Source organism: Sphingobium quisquiliarum P25 (assembly GCF_000445065.1).
Classification (GTDB): domain Bacteria; phylum Pseudomonadota; class Alphaproteobacteria; order Sphingomonadales; family Sphingomonadaceae; genus Sphingobium; species Sphingobium quisquiliarum.
This window is the reverse complement of the sequence record NZ_ATHO01000113.1, coordinates 1-17,660: the sequence shown is the minus strand read 5'-3', so window position 1 is coordinate 17,660 and position 17,660 is coordinate 1. Positions and strand designations below refer to the sequence as shown.

At 62.4% G+C, this 17,660-nt stretch carries 16 protein-coding genes; 7 read left to right on the top strand and 9 right to left on the bottom strand.

Features of this window, described 5'->3' with window-relative positions; genetic code table 11:
* Positions 1 to 54: 54 nt before the first annotated feature.
* Complete coding sequence (locus L288_RS34820; protein ID WP_001389365.1) at positions 55 to 819, bottom strand: IS6-like element IS6100 family transposase; 765 nt, start codon at positions 817 to 819, stop codon at positions 55 to 57.
* Positions 820 to 847: 28 nt separating this feature from the next.
* Here L288_RS34820 and L288_RS34815 point away from each other — a divergent pair, with 28 nt between their 5' ends.
* Positions 848 to 1,036, top strand: a complete 189-nt coding sequence (locus L288_RS34815; RefSeq protein ID WP_021238846.1) for a BrnA antitoxin family protein — start codon at positions 848 to 850, stop codon at positions 1,034 to 1,036.
* 62 nt (positions 1,037 to 1,098) lie between these two features.
* Here the strand turns inward: L288_RS34815 and L288_RS34810 are convergent, their stop codons facing one another.
* The 6 genes from L288_RS34810 to traA all read right to left on the bottom strand — a co-directional run bounded on the left by L288_RS34810 (position 1,099) and on the right by traA (position 9,734).
* A complete protein-coding gene (locus L288_RS34810) occupies positions 1,099 to 1,371 on the bottom strand; it encodes a WGR domain-containing protein (protein ID WP_021238845.1) in 273 nt (90 codons plus the stop codon).
* Between the two features lie 50 nt (positions 1,372 to 1,421).
* The gene (locus tag L288_RS34805; RefSeq protein WP_145907854.1) at positions 1,422 to 1,799 is read right to left on the bottom strand and encodes a hypothetical protein; all 378 of its coding nucleotides are present in this window, start codon (positions 1,797 to 1,799) and stop codon (positions 1,422 to 1,424) included.
* Between the two features lie 70 nt (positions 1,800 to 1,869).
* Positions 1,870 to 2,736, bottom strand: coding sequence for a recombinase family protein (locus tag L288_RS34800; RefSeq protein WP_006953933.1), 867 nt, complete (start codon positions 2,734 to 2,736; stop codon positions 1,870 to 1,872).
* A gap of 142 nt (positions 2,737 to 2,878) precedes the next feature.
* Positions 2,879 to 5,788, bottom strand: coding sequence for a Tn3 family transposase (locus L288_RS34795; RefSeq protein WP_021224283.1), 2,910 nt, complete (start codon positions 5,786 to 5,788; stop codon positions 2,879 to 2,881).
* Positions 5,789 to 5,933: 145 nt separating this feature from the next.
* The gene (locus L288_RS34790) at positions 5,934 to 6,635 is read right to left on the bottom strand and encodes a DUF6118 family protein (protein ID WP_021238843.1); all 702 of its coding nucleotides are present in this window, start codon (positions 6,633 to 6,635) and stop codon (positions 5,934 to 5,936) included.
* Positions 6,636 to 6,644: 9 nt separating this feature from the next.
* Positions 6,645 to 9,734, bottom strand: a complete 3,090-nt coding sequence (gene traA / locus L288_RS34785) for a Ti-type conjugative transfer relaxase TraA (RefSeq protein WP_021238842.1) — start codon at positions 9,732 to 9,734, stop codon at positions 6,645 to 6,647.
* Positions 9,735 to 9,908: 174 nt separating this feature from the next.
* Here traA and L288_RS34780 point away from each other — a divergent pair, with 174 nt between their 5' ends.
* The 5 genes from L288_RS34780 to L288_RS34760 all read left to right on the top strand — a co-directional run bounded on the left by L288_RS34780 (position 9,909) and on the right by L288_RS34760 (position 15,889).
* Positions 9,909 to 10,157 (top strand): conjugal transfer protein TraD, encoded by a 249-nt coding sequence (locus tag L288_RS34780; protein WP_030092294.1) that lies wholly within the window; start codon positions 9,909 to 9,911, stop codon positions 10,155 to 10,157.
* Between the two features lie 94 nt (positions 10,158 to 10,251).
* Positions 10,252 to 10,488 carry a conjugal transfer protein TraD gene (locus L288_RS34775; protein ID WP_021238840.1) on the top strand — a complete coding sequence of 79 codons (237 nt, stop codon included), beginning with the start codon at positions 10,252 to 10,254 and terminating at the stop codon, positions 10,486 to 10,488.
* A gap of 134 nt (positions 10,489 to 10,622) precedes the next feature.
* Positions 10,623 to 13,547 (top strand): Tn3 family transposase, encoded by a 2,925-nt coding sequence (locus L288_RS34770; protein ID WP_021238839.1) that lies wholly within the window; start codon positions 10,623 to 10,625, stop codon positions 13,545 to 13,547.
* A complete protein-coding gene (locus L288_RS34765; protein ID WP_201766338.1) occupies positions 13,544 to 14,239 on the top strand; it encodes a tyrosine-type recombinase/integrase in 696 nt (231 codons plus the stop codon). The genes L288_RS34770 and L288_RS34765 overlap by 4 nt, the downstream gene beginning before the upstream one ends.
* 594 nt (positions 14,240 to 14,833) lie before the next feature.
* Positions 14,834 to 15,889: a replication initiator protein A gene (locus tag L288_RS34760; protein WP_030092293.1), complete on the top strand. Its 1,056-nt coding sequence runs from the start codon at positions 14,834 to 14,836 to the stop codon at positions 15,887 to 15,889.
* A gap of 32 nt (positions 15,890 to 15,921) precedes the next feature.
* Here L288_RS34760 and L288_RS34755 read toward each other — a convergent pair whose 3' ends face one another.
* Together L288_RS34755 and L288_RS0121775 are read right to left on the bottom strand one after the other, a co-directional pair.
* Complete coding sequence (locus L288_RS34755; protein ID WP_021238836.1) at positions 15,922 to 16,209, bottom strand: ribbon-helix-helix domain-containing protein; 288 nt, start codon at positions 16,207 to 16,209, stop codon at positions 15,922 to 15,924.
* Entirely contained in the window at positions 16,202 to 16,855 is a 654-nt protein-coding gene (locus tag L288_RS0121775) for a ParA family protein (RefSeq protein ID WP_236613036.1), read from the bottom strand. Before L288_RS0121775 ends, L288_RS34755 begins: the two co-directional genes overlap by 8 nt.
* Between L288_RS0121775 and L288_RS34750 the strand changes: the two genes are divergently transcribed.
* Positions 16,842 to 17,606: an IS6-like element IS6100 family transposase gene (locus L288_RS34750; protein ID WP_001389365.1), complete on the top strand. Its 765-nt coding sequence runs from the start codon at positions 16,842 to 16,844 to the stop codon at positions 17,604 to 17,606. The genes L288_RS0121775 and L288_RS34750 overlap by 14 nt on opposite strands.
* The last annotated feature ends 54 nt before the right edge of the window (positions 17,607 to 17,660 follow it).

Here is a 17,660-nt window from a genome sequence, read left to right as displayed (position 1 = left end):
GGCTCTGTTGCAAAGATTGGCGGCAGTCAGAGGTAGGCTGTCGCTCTGCGCCGATCAGGCGGCTGCTGCGAAATGGTGGTTGAGCATGCCCATGGCCTCCGTCAGCGCCGAGGGCCCAATGCCAAAAGCTCTCTCCACAAGGCGCACCTCGCCCCTGATGCCGGGCTGCAGGCACCAGGGGCGAGCCTGTCCTTTGCGCAGGGCTCGCATGACTTCGAATCCCTTGATCGTGGCATAGGCCGTGGGGATCGATTTGAAACCGCGCACCGGCTTGATCAGTATCTTGAGCTTTCCGTGATCGGCCTCGATCACGTTATTGAGATACTTCACCTGCCGGTGGGCCGTCTCCCGGTCCAGCTTTCCTTCGCGCTTCAATTCGGTGATCGCTGCACCATAGCTCGGCGCTTTGTCGGTATTGAGCGTGGCAGGCTTTTCCCAGTGCTTCAGGCCTCGCAGGGCCTTGCCCAGGAACCGCTTCGCTGCCTTGGCGCTGCGGGTCGGCGACAGGTAGAAATCGATCGTGTCGCCCCGCTTGTCGACTGCCCGGTACAGGTAGGTCCACTTGCCCCGCACCTTGACGTAGGTTTCATCCAGGCGCCAGCTCGGATCAAAGCCACGCCGCCAGAACCAGCGCAGCCGCTTCTCCATCTCCGGGGCGTAGCACTGGACCCAGCGATAGATCGTCGTATGGTCGACCGAAATGCCGCGTTCCGCCAGCATTTCCTCAAGGTCGCGATAGCTGATCGGATAGCGACAATACCAGCGCACCGCCCACAGGATCACATCACCCTGGAAATGGCGCCACTTGAAATCCGTCATCGTTCCGTCCGTCCAATCTCCGCCAAGCATGCTCAAGCTTCACGATTTTTGCAACAGAGCCCGCCGACCTGGCCTTTACAAGCCCGTCAAGAAGCCGGTCACGCTTCGGCTCGACGCCGATGTCGTGGCCTGGTTTAAGGATCACGCGGAAGGTCGAGGATACCAGACCGAGATCAATCGCGTGCTTCGTCTCTATATCACGGAAACTCGCGCCTGATCGCTTCCAAAGTGCCTTATTCCTCCGCCTGCAGGGGGAGGCGAAGTCAATGCTAGAGATGCCTATAGCGGACGGTAGGCGACGCCGATCCGGCTCTCGGCGGTATCGCGCCGGCTCAGGGTCGCGGCGATATGCCGCTCGGCCGCCGCGCGATCGGCGAAGGCTCGGGCCTGCGCCTGACCGCGCGCGCCGATCCGCCCCCAGCGGGTTTCGACGACGATCATGCCAAAGAGGTCGAGGCTGGCGGTGATGCTGTAGCGCCGGCGAATGTTGCGGGCCGGGTCGAGCGCCACCAGCTCGATCGGATCAGGCAGAGGAAGGTTCGCGCCGAACATGGCGCGGAGCCTACAAAATCAGCTTTGCGAAGTCCGACGACTTATCTGACTCAATGGCGCGTCGCTGATTCACGCGCTGAATCAATGAGGATGAGATCGGGGGCGGAAATCGCCAGATACGACCGCACGGCCTGCTCGATCGCCGGCCATCGCGCCAACGAATGGGCGGGATGCGCCAGTTGCTCCAAGCTGATCGTGCCACCGATCGACACCACCATGCGCCAGAAGCACAGCGCGCGCGGTATCCATATCCTGGGCAGGGAGGACGGTACTATCGCCATCCAGCCATGCTCATCGGGTTCGGTGAACTCGGTGGGATCGACGCTGCCGAACATCCAGTCGCCCCGTTCGGCCTGGGGCGGGGCATCGCCAAGCGCCTCGGCGCGTATCATCCGGTCGAGCAAGGCCACCAAAGTATTTCGGTCCAATTCGGCCCAGTCGGCCCGAAGCTGCGATTTTGGCCAGGTTGAAGAACGAACACTGAACGCTTGATTGATTCTACCAGGACCGTTGCTGACCACCGACCTCGTAGATATCGGCTTCCATGGAGCAATTGTAGCTCTCTGCGATGTTGAACATCTCGGAGAGGAGGCTTTGGATTTCCTCATCAAGGGAAATGCCATCCGGATCGGGGTCATAGGCGACGGTCAGTTTGTAATCACAATTGCCGTTTTTTACCATGGCGTAGTCGCGTTCCAGCATCGCCTCAATCCGCTCCCGAGCGGGTTTTCTACCTCTTCCACGCTTGTTGAAGTTCTCGATAATCAGATGCAGGGCGATGCTGGCAGTGGGCGGCTTTTCCGGCAGTTTGGTCTGTGACGGAATAATGTCGAGCGCCCGATAGACGGTCATTCGTGAGACCTTCAGGTCGCGGGCAACGCGGGCCTTGCTGGCGCCGGCGGCAAGGCGACGGCGGATTTCATCGTCATCGACGTTCTTCTTCCGGCCTTTGTAAACGCCTTCGGCGCGCGCCGCTTCGATCCCGGCGCGCTGACGATCCTTGATGAACTTCAGCTCCATATCGGCGACCATGCCGAGTATGGTGATGACCATTCGCCCCATGTCGCCCGCCGTCGTCACCTCTGGCTCAAGGATGCGCAGCGAAGCTCCCTTTTCATCAAGCTCATGCACCAGGTTCAGGACATCGCGCGTGGAGCGGCCGAGCCGGTCGAGCCGCAGCACGACCAGCTCGTCGCCGGTGTGCATAAACTGCATGATCGTTTCCAGTTCCGTGCGCCCGCTCCGCGAGGCCCCCGATCCGGTCTCGGAACGGATAATTTCGCAACCTGCATTCTTGAGGCGGCCAATCTGGATATCCAGATCCTGGTCCGTGGTGCTGACGCGGGCATATCCGATACGAGCCAAGTGCAAAATCCGTCACATTAGGGTGGCTCTTGCAGTGTATCGTCACATTGAGCGCAAACCCACCCTTTTGTGACAGACGAATGGTGTCACTCGGCCCTATCACTCTGGGGTGTACCCAAATGTTATAGGCCGATCAGCCGCCTCACGCTGCAAGCCGTCCAAAATCAATCCGGTCGTTCAGGTCGAGGTCGAAGCGGCCATAAGGGTTCACATGACTGTAGATCAACGGCGTGAGACCACGATAATCTTCCGGCGTCATCCGCCCCGCCCACTTCGGCTCAACCAGTACGGTCTGAAGCATGCGGGTGTTCACATACACCAGCGACGCTTGCAGGAGGTGTAGCGCCAGAACGGAGATTTCCTGCTCATGGATGCGGTTGGTGGCGATCTCGCCGCCCTTGCCGAAGAACACGAAACCATTAGCGCCGTTCCAGTTCTCAACCACATTCAGCCCTTCGTGGATCTCGCGGCGGAATGCCTCCTGACGCAAATACCGGCATAGGAAGATTGTTTTGACCGCGCGGCCGAGTTCACTCAGCGCCTTGTAGGTCGGGTGCATCACTTCGGCTCTGGCAAACCGGAGCAGGATCGCTTCCGGATCGGCGGTGCGCGATTGCATGGCAGCGGCATATTTGACCATTTCGTCATATTGTTGCTCGATCTCGTCCCAGTCGATCGGGCTGGAGAGGATCGGCAGTAAATTGGAAAGCCGCGTGCGCATGCCGGCTTGGGGAAGGGCCAGTTTCTGGCGTGCCACTGCTTTCAGCCGCGGGGCAAGCTCAAATCCAAGGAGTCGGCAGAACGCAAAGCCGACTGCGCTCTGGCCGTGGCTATCGACGTACTGGCGCTGGATTTCCATGTCGGTGCAATGGCGTAGCACGCCTTCGATCATGGAGGCGACCTCCGAGGAAGAGCACCGCTTGAGCTGGGAATAAACGCAGGTCGCGCGCTTCTCCACATGCCAGTAGATCATGACGCCACGGCCGCCATAGCGGGCGTGCCATTCCGTCATCAGGTTGCGGTCCCACGCGCCGAACTTCGTTGAATCGGACGCGCATGCCGTGCCCGCATCTCCCCATACTGCGGCATTGCGGATTGCCAGTGTCGCGTTTGCTACCCGCGCGCACGCCTCCCTCAGCGCTGGCGCGTGGATGAAACGGCGATGGACATGCAGCAATTCCTCGTAACTGACATCGGGTGTTGCGCCAGCGACCCGCTTGAGCCCGGCGTTCGTGCCCAAGCCATAGAGACACAGCAAAAGACGCTGAGCCAAGGCTGCTTTCGACAGGGTAACCCGCGAGGCCGACGTTTCGAAAGCATCCATCAATCCCGTGTCCAGAGCAGCCTCTTTCAACACGTCCAGCAGTCCGGTCATCGGCCAGCGCTGACCGATCTCGCTTTTGATCGAAGCGAGACCCTTCGGTTCGGGCAAGGGCTTGAACGGTGTAATCGATATCCGGTTGTCGCCGCGCCACAGGAGCCGGACCTTGTCGTTTTGTGGAATATTGGCATTGAGGAGCAACAGTTCCCGTTCAAGCTCCTCCCGGATCGAGGCGCAAAACGCCTGCGCATCTGGCGTCAGGCTGAGGCCGGAATAGTACGCATCTCGCCTGATCTCGAAGTCCTTGGGAAGATCGTCATCGGGATTGCGATAGCGATCCGCCCCGACCACCCAGATTTCTTTGGAGCGGATGCGGTCGCGCAGTTGCGTCAGGACGCAAAGCTCATAGCTGATCCGGTTTACCCGCCCATCGTCATCAATGACGGAACTGCGCCATCGCGCTGGAATCACCTCATCGATCGGAACATCCTGCAATGGCACGAAGCGGCATCCGCCATCCACCTTGCTCCTGATCCAGTCGAGGGCCGCCAGGACCGGCCGCCACACCGCGTTGTTCGACCGGAACTCAAGTACGGAAAGCAGGCTTGGCAGCATGCGCCGGTAATGATTGGCCCAGGAACCACGCATCACCTTGTAGATGCGCCGGTCCAGAGCGCCCTTCGCATGGCTCTCCTTGACGATCGCCGCCAGCTTGGCCTTACCGGCGATCGGGAAAATGACATCGCAGATGCGCCCCGATGGTTCATTGATCGAGGCGCTGGCGATCTCGACCAGCAGGCGCTCCTTTCCATAGACCCGCTCGATGTCTTTCGCGATATCGCCCACCACCTTGCGTTTCGAGCGCGTTCCGATCTTGTGAACGGTTTCGATCAGCAGGTCGATCATCGCGTCAGTGAGTTGCGCCTCCCGCGACATTAGATAAATCGCATAAAGGCCGAGCTGTCGCGCCGGCGCATGCCGGCGCATCTCCGAGGCCTTTTCACCGGCAACGCGGCGAACAATCTGATCGACCCATGGCTTGCCCGTAGCCGTCAGGAGATCATGGGGAAGATCAAGTCTCTGGATAAAGGCGAGTTTCTCGGTCACGTCGAGAATGTTGTCGAGCGTTGCCTGTCCGGCGTCACCCTTCATCCTGTTGAATCCGGTCGAGCTGTCCGGATCGGCAAGCGAGGCTTCCAATAACGCCACCGCATCTGACGAAAGCCGATCACTGGCTCCGATCAGCCAGGTGTCCAGATAATCTTGCCGTTGTGAGCGAACGACACGTTCAAGCTCCTTGCGCGACGGCCCATAAATACGCCGGTCCCGGCACCACAGGAAAACATGCTCAAGCATGGCATTGATCGACTGGCCGCCCGGGCACAGCTCGCCAGCAATCCATTCCGTCAATTGCGCGCGATCCACCCGCTTCATGCGGTGATATCCAAGATGGATCAGGATCTCCGCACAATGCCGTCGTGCTGTCCGACTGGAAAAGTCATAACCGGCTATCTCGCCAGCCTCGACACCGAGTTGCTCGGCCAGATACGAGAGGCCATCGGTAGGGATTGAGCCGGGATCGATCGCGAAAAACCCCAGGGAAGCGAAGAATTTCAGCTGTGCGGCGAGGCCAAGGCGCGTCAGGGCCGGCTTCGAATTTACAAAATCAATATCGGCAAAGCTCAGGCTCCATCGTCCGATCAAATCCCCGCCCGGAATACTCCGATCCATCAACCCACTCCCTATGATGGAGCGAACTGTCCTCTTCTATGATTTCCATCGTCAATACCGAATGCCACGTTCCCAAAACGTTCTCCGACTTGGCCAAAATCGCAGCTTGGGGCCGACTGGGCCAATTCGGTCGAAACCTCCATGCCTATTGCGCCGCCTTCACGTCGATCGTGCAGCGCACCGCCTTCTTGGCCTTGGCGGCCTTCTCGCGGCACGTCTGAATAGCCTCGCGGTTGCCATCCGCGAGCGGTGCCGCCGCGACGATCACGCCCCAGCTCTCGGGCGCGGCCGTCTGCATCAGGTGTTGCCCTGCTTCCCACGGGCTACCCTCGTCCAGAACGCGCGTCGCCAGGCGCTCGGGCCAGCGCCAGCTTGTCGGCGCGAGAAGCGCGAGCGGTATTTGCGCCAGGGCGTAGAGCAACATCCCCAACACCACGCCGCCCAATCCGGCCCACACCAGCCAGCGGTTCTGCTCGTCGCCCCGGCGCGCGGATGCTAGCCGGTTGCCGATCTCGCGGGCGGCCTTGTCCAGCCCTGCGCGTGCCTCGGCGACAAGCCGCGCGTCCTCGCGGCGCGCGCCGCTCGCCGCCGTCGCGATCTGGCTCGTCATGGAATCCGGGGTCATCGACAATAGCGGACTTTTGGCGATGGGATCGATCCGCTGGGCGAGCGCCACCAATATTTTCTCCGTGCGCTCAAGCGTCGGCTGATAATCGGGTATCTCGATGGACTCGCGCGCGGCCGTCAGTCCCTCGATGGCACTGCGCAGCAACGACACCTCGCGGCCAAGCTGGGCGAATGCCCGCGCCGCGTCATCCTCGCCCATGTCTTCGCGGTCGTCGTCCATATCCTCTCCTTACCGGCTCATCCCCAAGCCCCTGCCGAGCCCCAAATCGCGGGTCAGCTCGCGGGCAAGCTCACGGCTCTGGTTGATGCCCCTCTCAAGCCCCAACTCGCGACTACGGCCGCGCAGGAGCGATTCAACCTGGGGATCGCGCTCAAGGCTTTTCGCCATGCCCGCCATTTCCTGCCCCGCCTTTTCCCGGCCCGACATGTCGCCGGCGCGATAGAGGCGGTCCCGATCGGCGCTGAGGCCCTGCCAGCGTTCCACGAACCGATCGGCGCGCAAAGCCGGATCGACGCGCACGCGGGCTTCTCGGGCCATCGCCTCGATCATCGGGCCGCTGCGCCCCGCCGCCGCTTCGCGCAGCAATTCAGGATTGCGCTTCATCGCCTCCGTCATATCGTCCGAAGCCCCCGGCCGGAGCGTATCGAGCGCATGGATCGCGCGCTCGAGCGCGACCTTCTGATGCTCAAGGATCGGCGCACCCGATGCCCGCGCCTGCAACACCACCTCGGCCGAGCGCGAGGTCCGCTCGACAGCGCGCGCGAAGGCGCGGTCCTCGCCGCGATCGGCCCGCGCGGGCGAAGGCGTCGCCGGCGTCGCGTCGAGCTTCAACCCGTCGAACATGCCGCGCTTGGGTTTCTCGCCCTGGACACGCCCCGGCGCGGGTCGCTCGATCGGCTTCGGCTTGAATCCGTCGAACATGCCCCGCCGCGGCTGACGCTCACCCGCGGCCTTCGCCTCCTGATCGCCGCGGCTGATCGGCCGTGGATCCTCACGCACTTCGCGCGAATATCCACGGCGAGGCGCAAAGATCTCGACCCCCTGCCTCTCGGGCGCATCCGGCAAGCGGATCTCGCCCGACAACCCGCGCCGATCGGCGAAGTCACGAACCTCGGCGTCGCGGTCCCGATACATCGGATAATCCGACGCCATATCCTTCGACCGCTCGCGCGACAGGGTGCGGACAAGCTGGCGCTGATCGGCGAAGTCGTCGCGCCCGTAATGGAGCTGCACCCCGTCACGGTGTCGCGACAAGCCGACATAAGCCGAATGGCGGTCCATGCCGGGGGTGGCGAGGACGTGCGCCCGATCGACCGTCACGCCCTGCGATTTATGGATGGTCGCCGCATAGCCATGATCGACATGGGCATAGTCTTTCAGGTCGAACGCGACCGATCGACCGTCGTCGAGCCGGACCGCCATATGCTCTGGCGTAACCCGCTCGACCTTACCCAGCGTGCCGTTCTTCACCCCAAGCCCGCGCTCGTTCTTGAGGAACATGATGCGGTCGCCGCTGGCGAACTCCCGCGCGCCCCGCTCGGCCTTCACCTCCACGTCGGGACCAAGCGCAGCCGAGTCACGCAAGCGTGCGCGCGCGGCCAGGTTCAAATCGCGAACCTCGGCATTGGTGTGGGTGAGGATGATCCGGCTCTTGTCCGGATCGGCAAGGCGCTGCGCGTCCCAACCGTCCACCAGCTCGGCACGCGCCTGCTCGCGCGTGTCGGCCGCCTCGACCATCCCATGACGCTCATAGGCATGGATCGCCTCGCCGGTCCTGCCGGTCGCCAGCGCCCGCGTGGCGTCCTTCTGCCAATCCTCATGCTGTCGGCGTATCTCGCTGATCTCGGCGGCACCGTGCCGCTCGGCCAGCGCCCGGAACGCGGCACCCGCCTCGATCGCCTGCAACTGCTCGGCATCGCCGACAAGCACGACCTTGGCCCCGGCCCGTTCGGCTTCGCCAAGCACGCGCTCCATCTGGCGCGTGCCGATCATCCCGGCCTCGTCGATCACCAGCACGTCGCGCGGCCCGAGCTGCTCGCGGCCCTGCCCCCACTGATATTCGAGGCTGGCGATCGTGCGCGAGGCGATGCCCGATCCGCCTTCCAGCCCCTCGGCCGCGATCCCCGACAGGGCGGCACCGCGCACCGTGTAGCCGGCGCGCTCCCATTCGTCGCGCGCCACGCCCAGCATGGCCGACTTGCCGGTGCCGGCATAGCCGACCACGATTGAAAGATCGTTCCGGCTGGTGATATGCGCCAACGCGGCTTCCTGCTGGGTTCCCAGCACCAGGCTATCACTCCCGGTAGCGGCCACCCCCCTAACGGCCGCTGCCGGGAGACCATGCCCTCCCCGCTCTGCAAGCCTGTCAGCGGCCCGCTCAAGCCGCTGCTCGACCGCGATCATCTCGCGCGAGGTGAACCGCTCCTGCCCTTTCCCGTCCTGCCCCAGCCCCACCAGCTCGGGCGACGCCTTCACCGCGCTCATAGCGGAATCGAACTGGTCCTTGCCGTCGCTGTGCCGATGGACGAACATCGCCAGGTCGCGGGTGGTGAACGTCGCCTGTTGCCGCGTGATCGCGTCCAATGCGATCCCCGGCTCGGCAATGATCTTCTCGCCATTCGCGCGCGCGATCCGGGCATGGTCCTCGACCCGCTCGGCCTCAAGCCCCTGTTCGGGCATCCGCGATGCTGCCGGCCCGATCTTGTGCTGCGGCTCAAGCTCGATCCCCTGCGCCGCTAATGTGCGATGGTCGATCCGCGCATCAATATCGAGCGACGCAAGCCGTTCGTTGACATGATCGGCCCATGCCTCGCGCCACCCTTTCAAAAGCTCGGCGCTGTTCCACTCGCGCACCTTCTGGCCGAACCCCTCCGGCCCTACCTCGCGCATCGACAGCATGACGTGCGCGTGCGGCTTGGGCTGGCCGTCCTTGCCCATGTCCCAATGCACATTGAGGTCCGCGACCATGCCGCGTTCGACGAACTGCTTGTTCACGAAATCGCGCGCCAGCTCGACGCCCTGCGCCTGATTCATTTCGCGCGGAATTGAAAACTCAACCTCGCGGGCAAGCTGCGCGTCCTTGCGTTTCTCGCCGGCCTCGACCTCGTTCCACAAGGTCGCGCGATCGTTTAAACGCTCCGGCGCACCCTCGGGCAGCATGATTTCCGAATGGACGACACCGGCCTTGTTCGAGAAATCTTGGATACGCCCGAGTCGGTCATCGTGCAGCTCGGACGCCGAACGATAGGCGGCCGATGCAACCGCGCTCGATCCATTGGCGCGGCTGATGACCTTGGCTGAGAAATGGTAGATCGCCATGACGGCCGCTATACTGCCTTTCTTAGCGCACGTCGGCAACGACGTATAAGCGCGCACTCACACTCCCTGTCGTTCCTGTGATTGACTTCGCCGCATTTTTTGTTCGGAACGGTTCCTCGCGCGCGCGATCATGCTATCCTGCGGCTTCAGTTTTCGGGCACGAGGGAGAGAATGATGCGCAAAACGCGCGACTATGACGCGGAGCTGAAAGCCCTTGGCGACAAGGCCAGGGCGTTGAAGGTGAAGAAGGTCCAGCAGCTTGGCGAGCTTGTCACGTCCACCGGAGCCGATGCGCTCGATCTCGATACGCTGGCGGGCGCACTGCTTGCCGCTGTGGAATCGGCCAGCACGGAAGAAAAGGAGGCGTGGCGCGCGAAAGGTTCCGCCTTCTTTCAGCGGCGCGGGAAGAAAGCTCGCGGATAATGTCGCGGCGACCGCCAAGGCGATGGCGCGAACCGGGCAAGCGCTACGCCGCGTTGAAGCCGCCGCGCGCCGCACCGATACGAGAGGATGGGTCGTGCAACGCCGCGAACGAACCCGCCATCTCATAGAACTGGGCGGCCTCGTCCAGAAAGCCGGCCTGGTCGATCTCGCCGACGACGATCGCGCCACCCTCTACGGCGCTCTACTGGATTGCGCGGCCCGCGCCCGAGGCGATGATGCCGGCGACGTGCTGGCGCTCTGGAAGCGGCGCGGCAAGCGGGCGTTCGATGCGGAGGCGGTCTCGCCTGAGAGGTTGGACAATGACGGATGACGCTGTTTCGGTCTGGTGCTTCGCGGGCAAGGATATGGCCCCGTGACCGCGAAGCTGTGCAAAATGGCCATTTGACTTCGCGCGCCCGGTGATCCGGGTTAGAATGCCGTTTCGGCATGGATCAGGGAGCGTGCATGAAGCGGCTGTGGTCGGCGGACGAGCTGGGTGAACTCTGGACGCTGTCGCCCGACGATGTCGCGTTCATCGCCGACAATGCGGATGCCGGTAGGCTGGGGCTCGCCTGTCAGTTGACGTTCTGGCGGTCGCAGGGTCGTTTTCCAGATGAGGAAGCGGACCTCGCTCCGGCCGTGATCGCGCACCTCGCCGACCAGATCGGCGTGGCGGCGGACGTCGAGAGCTACGCGTTCACCGGTCGCTCTGGACGTCGGCACCGCCAGCGTGTTCTCGATCATCTGGCGGTCGGCACCTTCGACCATGCGGCCGAAGCGGCGTTTCGGTCGTGGCTGCTATCGGATATCCTCCCCCGCGAGCCGACACCATCCGCGCTTGAGGATGAGATCACCGGATGGTTCGCCGCGAGGCGGGTCGTCAGACCCGGATCCTACCGCCTCGACCGGCTCGTCCGCTCGCTTCGCTCGAGCCACGACGATGCGATGCTCGCCGGGGTCTATGATCGCCTTGACGATGGATCCCGCGCACGCCTGAACGCGCTGTTGGCCGATGATGGTGAGGGCGCGGGCTATACGCGATTGTCCGCCGATCCCGGAAAGCCGGGGCTCGACAGCCTGTTGGCCGAGGTCGCCAAGCTCGACCTAGTTCGTGGGCTGGGACTGTCGGCTGCGTTGCTTGGCGACGTGCATCCCGACCTCGTGAAACGATTTCGCAGGCGGGCCGCAGTCGAAAGCGCCTGGGAACTGCGCCGCCACCCGGATCGTATCAGGCTGCCGCTGCTCACCTTTTATTGCGTCCCGCGCGAGGCGGAGATCGTCGACGGGCTGGTCGACCTGCTCATCCAGATCACACACCGTATCACGGTCAAGGCTGAGCGGCGCGTCGTCACCGAGCTGCTGGAGGAAGCAAAGGCGGTCAGGGGCAAGAGCGGTATCCTGTTCAAGGTGGCGTCGGCCGTCACCGGTGCGCCCGACGGCTCCGTGCGCGAGGTGATCTTTCCCGTGGTCGACGAGCGCACGTTTCAGGCGTTGGTCAAGGAAGCGCTCGCCACCGGCTCGGCGCCGTCGCGCCGCGTCCACAAGGCGGTCCGCGCCTCCTACGGCGCCTATTACCGGCGCATGATGCCGAAACTCCTCGCCGCGCTCGACTTCCGCTCGAACAACAGCGCACACAAGCCGCTCACCGACGCGCTGGTGAAGATCCGCGCGGCCGAGAATGACGGACGGCAATATTTCAGCACTGCGGAGGTCGCGATCGACGGCGTCGTGCGCCCCAAATGGCGCGACATCGTGATCGAGGAAGCGCCGGATGGCTCGGAGCGGGTCAACAGGATCAATTACGAAATCTGCGTGCTCCAGACGCTGCGCGAGAAGCTCCGCTGCAAGGAGGTGTGGGTCGCGGGTGCGGGTCGGTTCCGCAACCCCGACGACGATCTGCCTGCCGACTTCAACGAACGACGCGCCGAATGCTATGAGCGGCTCGGCCTTACCACCGACGCGCGCGCCTTCACCGATTCCGTGAAGGCGGAGATGGAGCAGGCGTTGGCAATGCTCGATCGCGGCATGCCGGGCAACACCAGGGTCAAACTCAATCCGCGCCGCCGTCATCCAATCGTCGTGACCCCGCTCGATCCCCTTCCGGCACCTCCCACCCTCGAGGCGCTCGGCGGCGAGCTGGGTCGTCGCTGGCCGATGACGGGTTTGCTCGACATCCTGAAGGAGGCGGACCTCCGCATCGGCTTCACCCAGGCGTTCTCGACGGCGGCATCGCGCGCGGCGACGGACCCTGACGACGTCCGGCGACGTCTACTGCTCTGCCTATACGGCCTTGGCACCAATGCCGGGCTGAAGCGCCTGGTCGTCGGCGACCACGGCTTCACCTATAAGGAACTGCTCCACACCCGTCGCCGCTATATCGACGCCGAGTCCTTGCGGGACGCGACCAGGCGCGTCGTTAACGCCACGCTCGCCGCGCGCGATCCAGCGGTGTGGGGCGAGGGCACGACCGCGTGCGCGTCGGACAGCACGCACTTCGCCGCCTTCGACCAGAACCTGATGACCGAGTGGCATGTGCGCTACGGCGGGCGGGGCGTGATGATCTACTGGCACGTCGAGCGCCAGTCGGTGTGCATCCATTCGCGCCTGAAGCGCTGCTCGTCGTCCGAGGTCGCCTCGATGATCGAGGGCGTCCTCGCGCATGACACCGAGATGGAGATCGATCGCCAGTACGTCGACAGCCACGGGCAGAGCGAGGTGGCGTTCGCGTTCTGCAAGCTGCTCGGGTTCCAGCTGCTGCCGCGGCTCAAGGCCATCGCAGGCCAGAAGCTCTATCTGCCCGGACCTGGCACGGCGGACGATTACCCCAACCTCGCCTGCATCCTGACGCGCCCGATCGACTGGCCGCTGATCGAGCGGCAGTATGACGAGATGGTCCGCTACACGACCGCGATGGCCGAGCGCACCGCCGATCCCGAGGCGATCCTCCGGCGGTTCACCAGGAACAACGTCCAGCATCCGACCTACAAGGCACTTGCCGAGCTCGGCAAGGCGATGAAGACGGCGTTCCTGTGCTGCTACCTGCACGACGAGGCCCTGCGCCGCGAAATCAACGAGGGGCTGAACGTCGTAGAGACCTGGAACTCGGCCAACGGCTTCATCTTTTTCGGCCGGGGCGGCGAGGTCGCATCGAACCGGCTCGACGAGCAGCAGGCATCGGTCGCGGCGCTGCACCTCCTCCAGTCCTGCCTGGTGTACGTCAACACTCTGATGCTCCAGCGCGTTCTTGCCGAGGAGCGTTGGCGCGGGCGCATGACCGCAGCGGATGAGCGCGGCTTGACCCCGCTCATCTGGGCGCATGTCAGCCCGTATGGTGCGTTCGACCTGAATATGGAGCGGCGGCTCGACATCGAGGCCAGGATCGCCGCGTGACCCTCGGCGTACCCAGCCACTCTTTACAAAAAGCGCATTTCGTCAAGAGTGACGCCGACGGCAAGGGAATGCACCCAAGGGAACACAGCATGGCCGAGAAGGCGATCAACCGGCAAAATGTAAAGAGTGACACGGATACGGCCGCCGATGCCCACGAACGCCGCAAGGATTTCCTGACGGCAGCCGAGATCGACCGCCTGCTCAATGCCGCCAAGGCCGGACGGCATGGGCTACGCGATCACCTGCTCCTGCTGATGATGTACCGTCATGGACTGCGTGTAAGCGAGGCGACCGCGCTGCGGCGCGATGAAGTAGACCTTGCCGTATCGCGCCTGTGGGTGCGTCGCCTCAAAAACGGTTTGTCCGTCGAACAGCCGATCGCGGGCGACGAACTGCGTGCGATCCGGCGCTACCTCGCGCTGCGCGACGATCACCTGCCCTGGCTGTTCGTGTCCGAGCGCGGCGCGCAGCTAACCCGCCAGGCCGTCAATTACCTGCTGGCCCAGGCCTCAGCGCGCGCCAGCCTGCCGTCGGTCAACCCGCACATGCTGCGCCACTCTTGCGGGTTCGCGCTTGCGAACCGCGCCTACGACCTTCGCCTGATCCAGGACTATCTCGGCCACCGTGACCCCAAACACACCGTCCGCTACACGCGTACGGCCGGACGCCGGTTCGAGGGACTCTGGCGCTGAAATCCCAAATGGCCATTTTGCACAGCTTCGCGGTCACGGGGCCGATATGTGGGCGCTGACCGACGACGACAGCGGCCATGCGCTCCCGGCTGAGCGGCCACAGGGCACGCGATCGGAACTAAGGGTGCAGCGGAAGGGAGAAGGCCCAATCCTCGCCTCCTGGCCGGCCCCTGCCCCCTCCACAAGGCGCTAGGGTCCGATTGGACGCTGCGCCCGCCCCACTTCCCCCTCGGAAGCCCAGCGACCGCAGGTCGCCCTGTGACGGCATCGCCGTCACGCACCAAACAGCGCATTGGCCGTTAGGCCAATTCCGCTTGCCTTGCTTTACTGTGGGGGAACGCACCTCGCTTTCCCAAAATGCCCTTGTGTTATATTGTGTTAGAATCTGTGTTACGCTGAAATAAAGTGCCGATTTTCTGTTTTGAATCAGTTAGTTATAAAATACTCTCATGGGTGATAACACGAAAGATCATGGGTGATAACACGAAAGATCATGGGTGATAACACGAAAGGAAAACAGGGGTTGTCCACAGCTCAATGGGTGAAAGCACGAAGCCTATTGGTCCATGGGTGAAAACACGATAGGTATCAGCTATGGGTGATAACACGAATCCAGATGATCGCTCCCCTCTCCTACCGGATCGTTATCCTCAGCAGGACTTTTTCGTATGCGACGTTTTCGATGCCGCTCCCAAAGGGGACATGGCCTCGATGGAGCATCCCTTATTCAGCATCTCCACCAAGCCTGATCTGACCGCGCGGGAATATCGCAACGGCTCCACCTTCGTTCGCGTGTCTCCCGGCGAGCTGGGGCTGGCGACAGTTCACGACCGGGATGTGCTGATCTATTGCATCAGCCAGCTCATGGCGGCGCTAAACTCCGGACAGCCAGTCAACCAGGTCGTGCGCTTCAAGGCCTATGACCTATTGGTGGCGACCAATCGGGGAACTGATGGCCGGGGCTATGAGCAGCTACGCAGCGCCTTTAAACGCCTTCAGGGAACGCAAATTGAAACCAATATCCTGACTGGTGGGACTGAGGCGCTGGATATTTTCAGCCTGATCGATCGTGTGAGGATCATGCGCGAAACGCGAGAAGGCCGGATGCAAGAGGTCGAGGTGCGGCTATCGGATTGGGTGTTCAACGCGATCCGTTCCAATGAAGTGCTGACCCTGAACCGCCAATATTTTCGGCTACGGAAGCCGCTGGAAAGGCGGCTATACGAGATTGCCCGCAAGCATTGCGGGTGGCCGGGCAAAGCTGTCAAATTCGGTCTGGATACGCTGCAACGCAAATGCGGGTCCAAATCGACCGACTTTGAGTTTCGGCGTCTCATCAAGACAATTGTGGACCAGGACGATGCCCATGGTCATTTTCCGGACTATGCGCTGAGCTTTGACAACACCCGCGATCAGGTGACTTTCACGCCCCGCGCGGGAAAGGCCCTGCCCCAAGAAACGCTGTTCCCTATGATCTCCAACCAGGCCCTGGAAAAGGCCCGCACGGTCGCGCCAGGATATGATGTTTACGCGCTCAAGGGTGATTATCTCGCCTTCTGGGATGACAAGGGGCAGCAACCCCTCAAGAATGCGGATGCTGCCTTTCTAGGCTGGTGCAAAAAGCGACACGAACGTAATCCATTGCGCTAGCAGTGCCAGCATGGGATCGCGGATGCGTTTTGTCATGACCCGAATTTAGCTCGCGCATCATACTTCGCCACAAGGTCGCTGATTGCCTCCCCCAATAAGTCTTGTTGTTTGCGGCGGGTCTTTGCAGCCAATACGCGGAAGGCTTCAGCGGTCGGATCATCCTGATCGAAATAGCCGCCCAAGTGATACTTGCCTGCGTTACTGTTAGGTCGCTTGGCCTCTGCCCGTACAGCATCTGCCACAGGCTGCGGGATAGTGTTTTCGTTAGCCTCGGCCTGCGGCCGCTCGATAGCGGCGGATAATAGGGATTTTCTAGCCATGTGCAGCCTTACCTTTCGTCTTCACATGTGACGGTTTGATAATTTGCAAATATTCAAATATGAAATCTCGCAAAGCTGCAATCTCTAATGCGGCCTTCCCTTCCGGCTCATGCTCAATCACGCCTAGGCCATACGGCCACGCAGCTCGAAAGCTACTACGCTCACGGATTACCGCGCGGGCAACCTGTAAGCCGGTTGCCTCGGCCAACGTGCGAGCATCGTCTAACAAGGCAGTGGCGGTTGGCGGTGCGCCATTCAGGACGACGAAGGCCTGCTTGCCGGTCGCTGTGATAAGCTGCGCGGTGCGTTTGATTGCCTCTAGGTCGATCAGGGAAGGTCGGCATGGTATCAAAACCATATCCGAACGCTGCACGGCCTCTGCTGCTTCTGCGCCTGCCGCAGGCGGTGTGTCGATGATCGCCAGCGCAAAGCCTTCGGCTTCAGCTGCATTGATCCAGGGAGATAATCTACGGGCGCTTAATGGTTCGACGTGGGGCAGTTCAGCTGTTCGCCTCTCGCTCCACGCGGTTGCGCTTTCCTGCGGATCGAGGTCGATCAGAGCAGTTTTGATGGCTCTGTTGCAAAAATCGTGAAGCTTGAGCATGCTTGGCGGAGATTGGACGGACGGAACGATGACGGATTTCAAGTGGCGCCATTTCCAGGGTGATGTGATCCTGTGGGCGGTGCGCTGGTATTGTCGCTATCCGATCAGCTATCGCGACCTTGAGGAAATGCTGGCGGAACGCGGCATTTCGGTCGACCATACGACGATCTATCGCTGGGTCCAGTGCTACGCCCCGGAGATGGAGAAGCGGCTGCGCTGGTTCTGGCGGCGTGGCTTTGATCCGAGCTGGCGCCTGGATGAAACCTACGTCAAGGTGCGGGGCAAGTGGACCTACCTGTACCGGGCAGTCGACAAGCGGGGCGACACGATCGATTTCTACCTGTCGCCGACCCGCAGCGCCAAGGCAGCGAAGCGGTTCCTGGGCAAGGCCCTGCGAGGCCTGAAGCACTGGGAAAAGCCTGCCACGCTCAATACCGACAAAGCGCCGAGCTATGGTGCAGCGATCACCGAATTGAAGCGCGAAGGAAAGCTGGACCGGGAGACGGCCCACCGGCAGGTGAAGTATCTCAATAACGTGATCGAGGCCGATCACGGAAAGCTCAAGATACTGATCAAGCCGGTGCGCGGTTTCAAATCGATCCCCACGGCCTATGCCACGATCAAGGGATTCGAAGTCATGCGAGCCCTGCGCAAAGGACAGGCTCGCCCCTGGTGCCTGCAGCCCGGCATCAGGGGCGAGGTGCGCCTTGTGGAGAGAGCTTTTGGCATTGGGCCCTCGGCGCTGACGGAGGCCATGGGCATGCTCAACCACCATTTCGCAGCAGCCGCCTGATCGGCGCAGAGCGACAGCCTACCTCTGACTGCCGCCAATCTTTGCAACAGAGCC

Bases quoted from the DNA above. Each gene is read 5' to 3' on its own strand.
- L288_RS34820 (WP_001389365.1), bottom strand. From the start codon at position 819: ATGACGGATTTCAAGTGGCGCCATTTCCAGGGTGATGTGATCCTGTGG.
- L288_RS34815 (WP_021238846.1), top strand. From the start codon at position 848: ATGCTCAAGCTTCACGATTTTTGCAACAGAGCCCGCCGACCTGGCCTT.
- L288_RS34810 (WP_021238845.1), bottom strand. From the start codon at position 1,371: ATGTTCGGCGCGAACCTTCCTCTGCCTGATCCGATCGAGCTGGTGGCG.
- L288_RS34795 (WP_021224283.1), bottom strand. From the start codon at position 5,788: ATGGATCGGAGTATTCCGGGCGGGGATTTGATCGGACGATGGAGCCTG.
- L288_RS34790 (WP_021238843.1), bottom strand. From the start codon at position 6,635: ATGGACGACGACCGCGAAGACATGGGCGAGGATGACGCGGCGCGGGCA.
- traA (WP_021238842.1), bottom strand. From the start codon at position 9,734: ATGGCGATCTACCATTTCTCAGCCAAGGTCATCAGCCGCGCCAATGGA.
- L288_RS34780 (WP_030092294.1), top strand. From the start codon at position 9,909: ATGCGCAAAACGCGCGACTATGACGCGGAGCTGAAAGCCCTTGGCGAC.
- L288_RS34770 (WP_021238839.1), top strand. From the start codon at position 10,623: ATGAAGCGGCTGTGGTCGGCGGACGAGCTGGGTGAACTCTGGACGCTG.
- L288_RS34760 (WP_030092293.1), top strand. From the start codon at position 14,834: ATGGGTGATAACACGAATCCAGATGATCGCTCCCCTCTCCTACCGGAT.
- L288_RS34755 (WP_021238836.1), bottom strand. From the start codon at position 16,209: ATGGCTAGAAAATCCCTATTATCCGCCGCTATCGAGCGGCCGCAGGCC.
- L288_RS34750 (WP_001389365.1), top strand. From the start codon at position 16,842: ATGACGGATTTCAAGTGGCGCCATTTCCAGGGTGATGTGATCCTGTGG.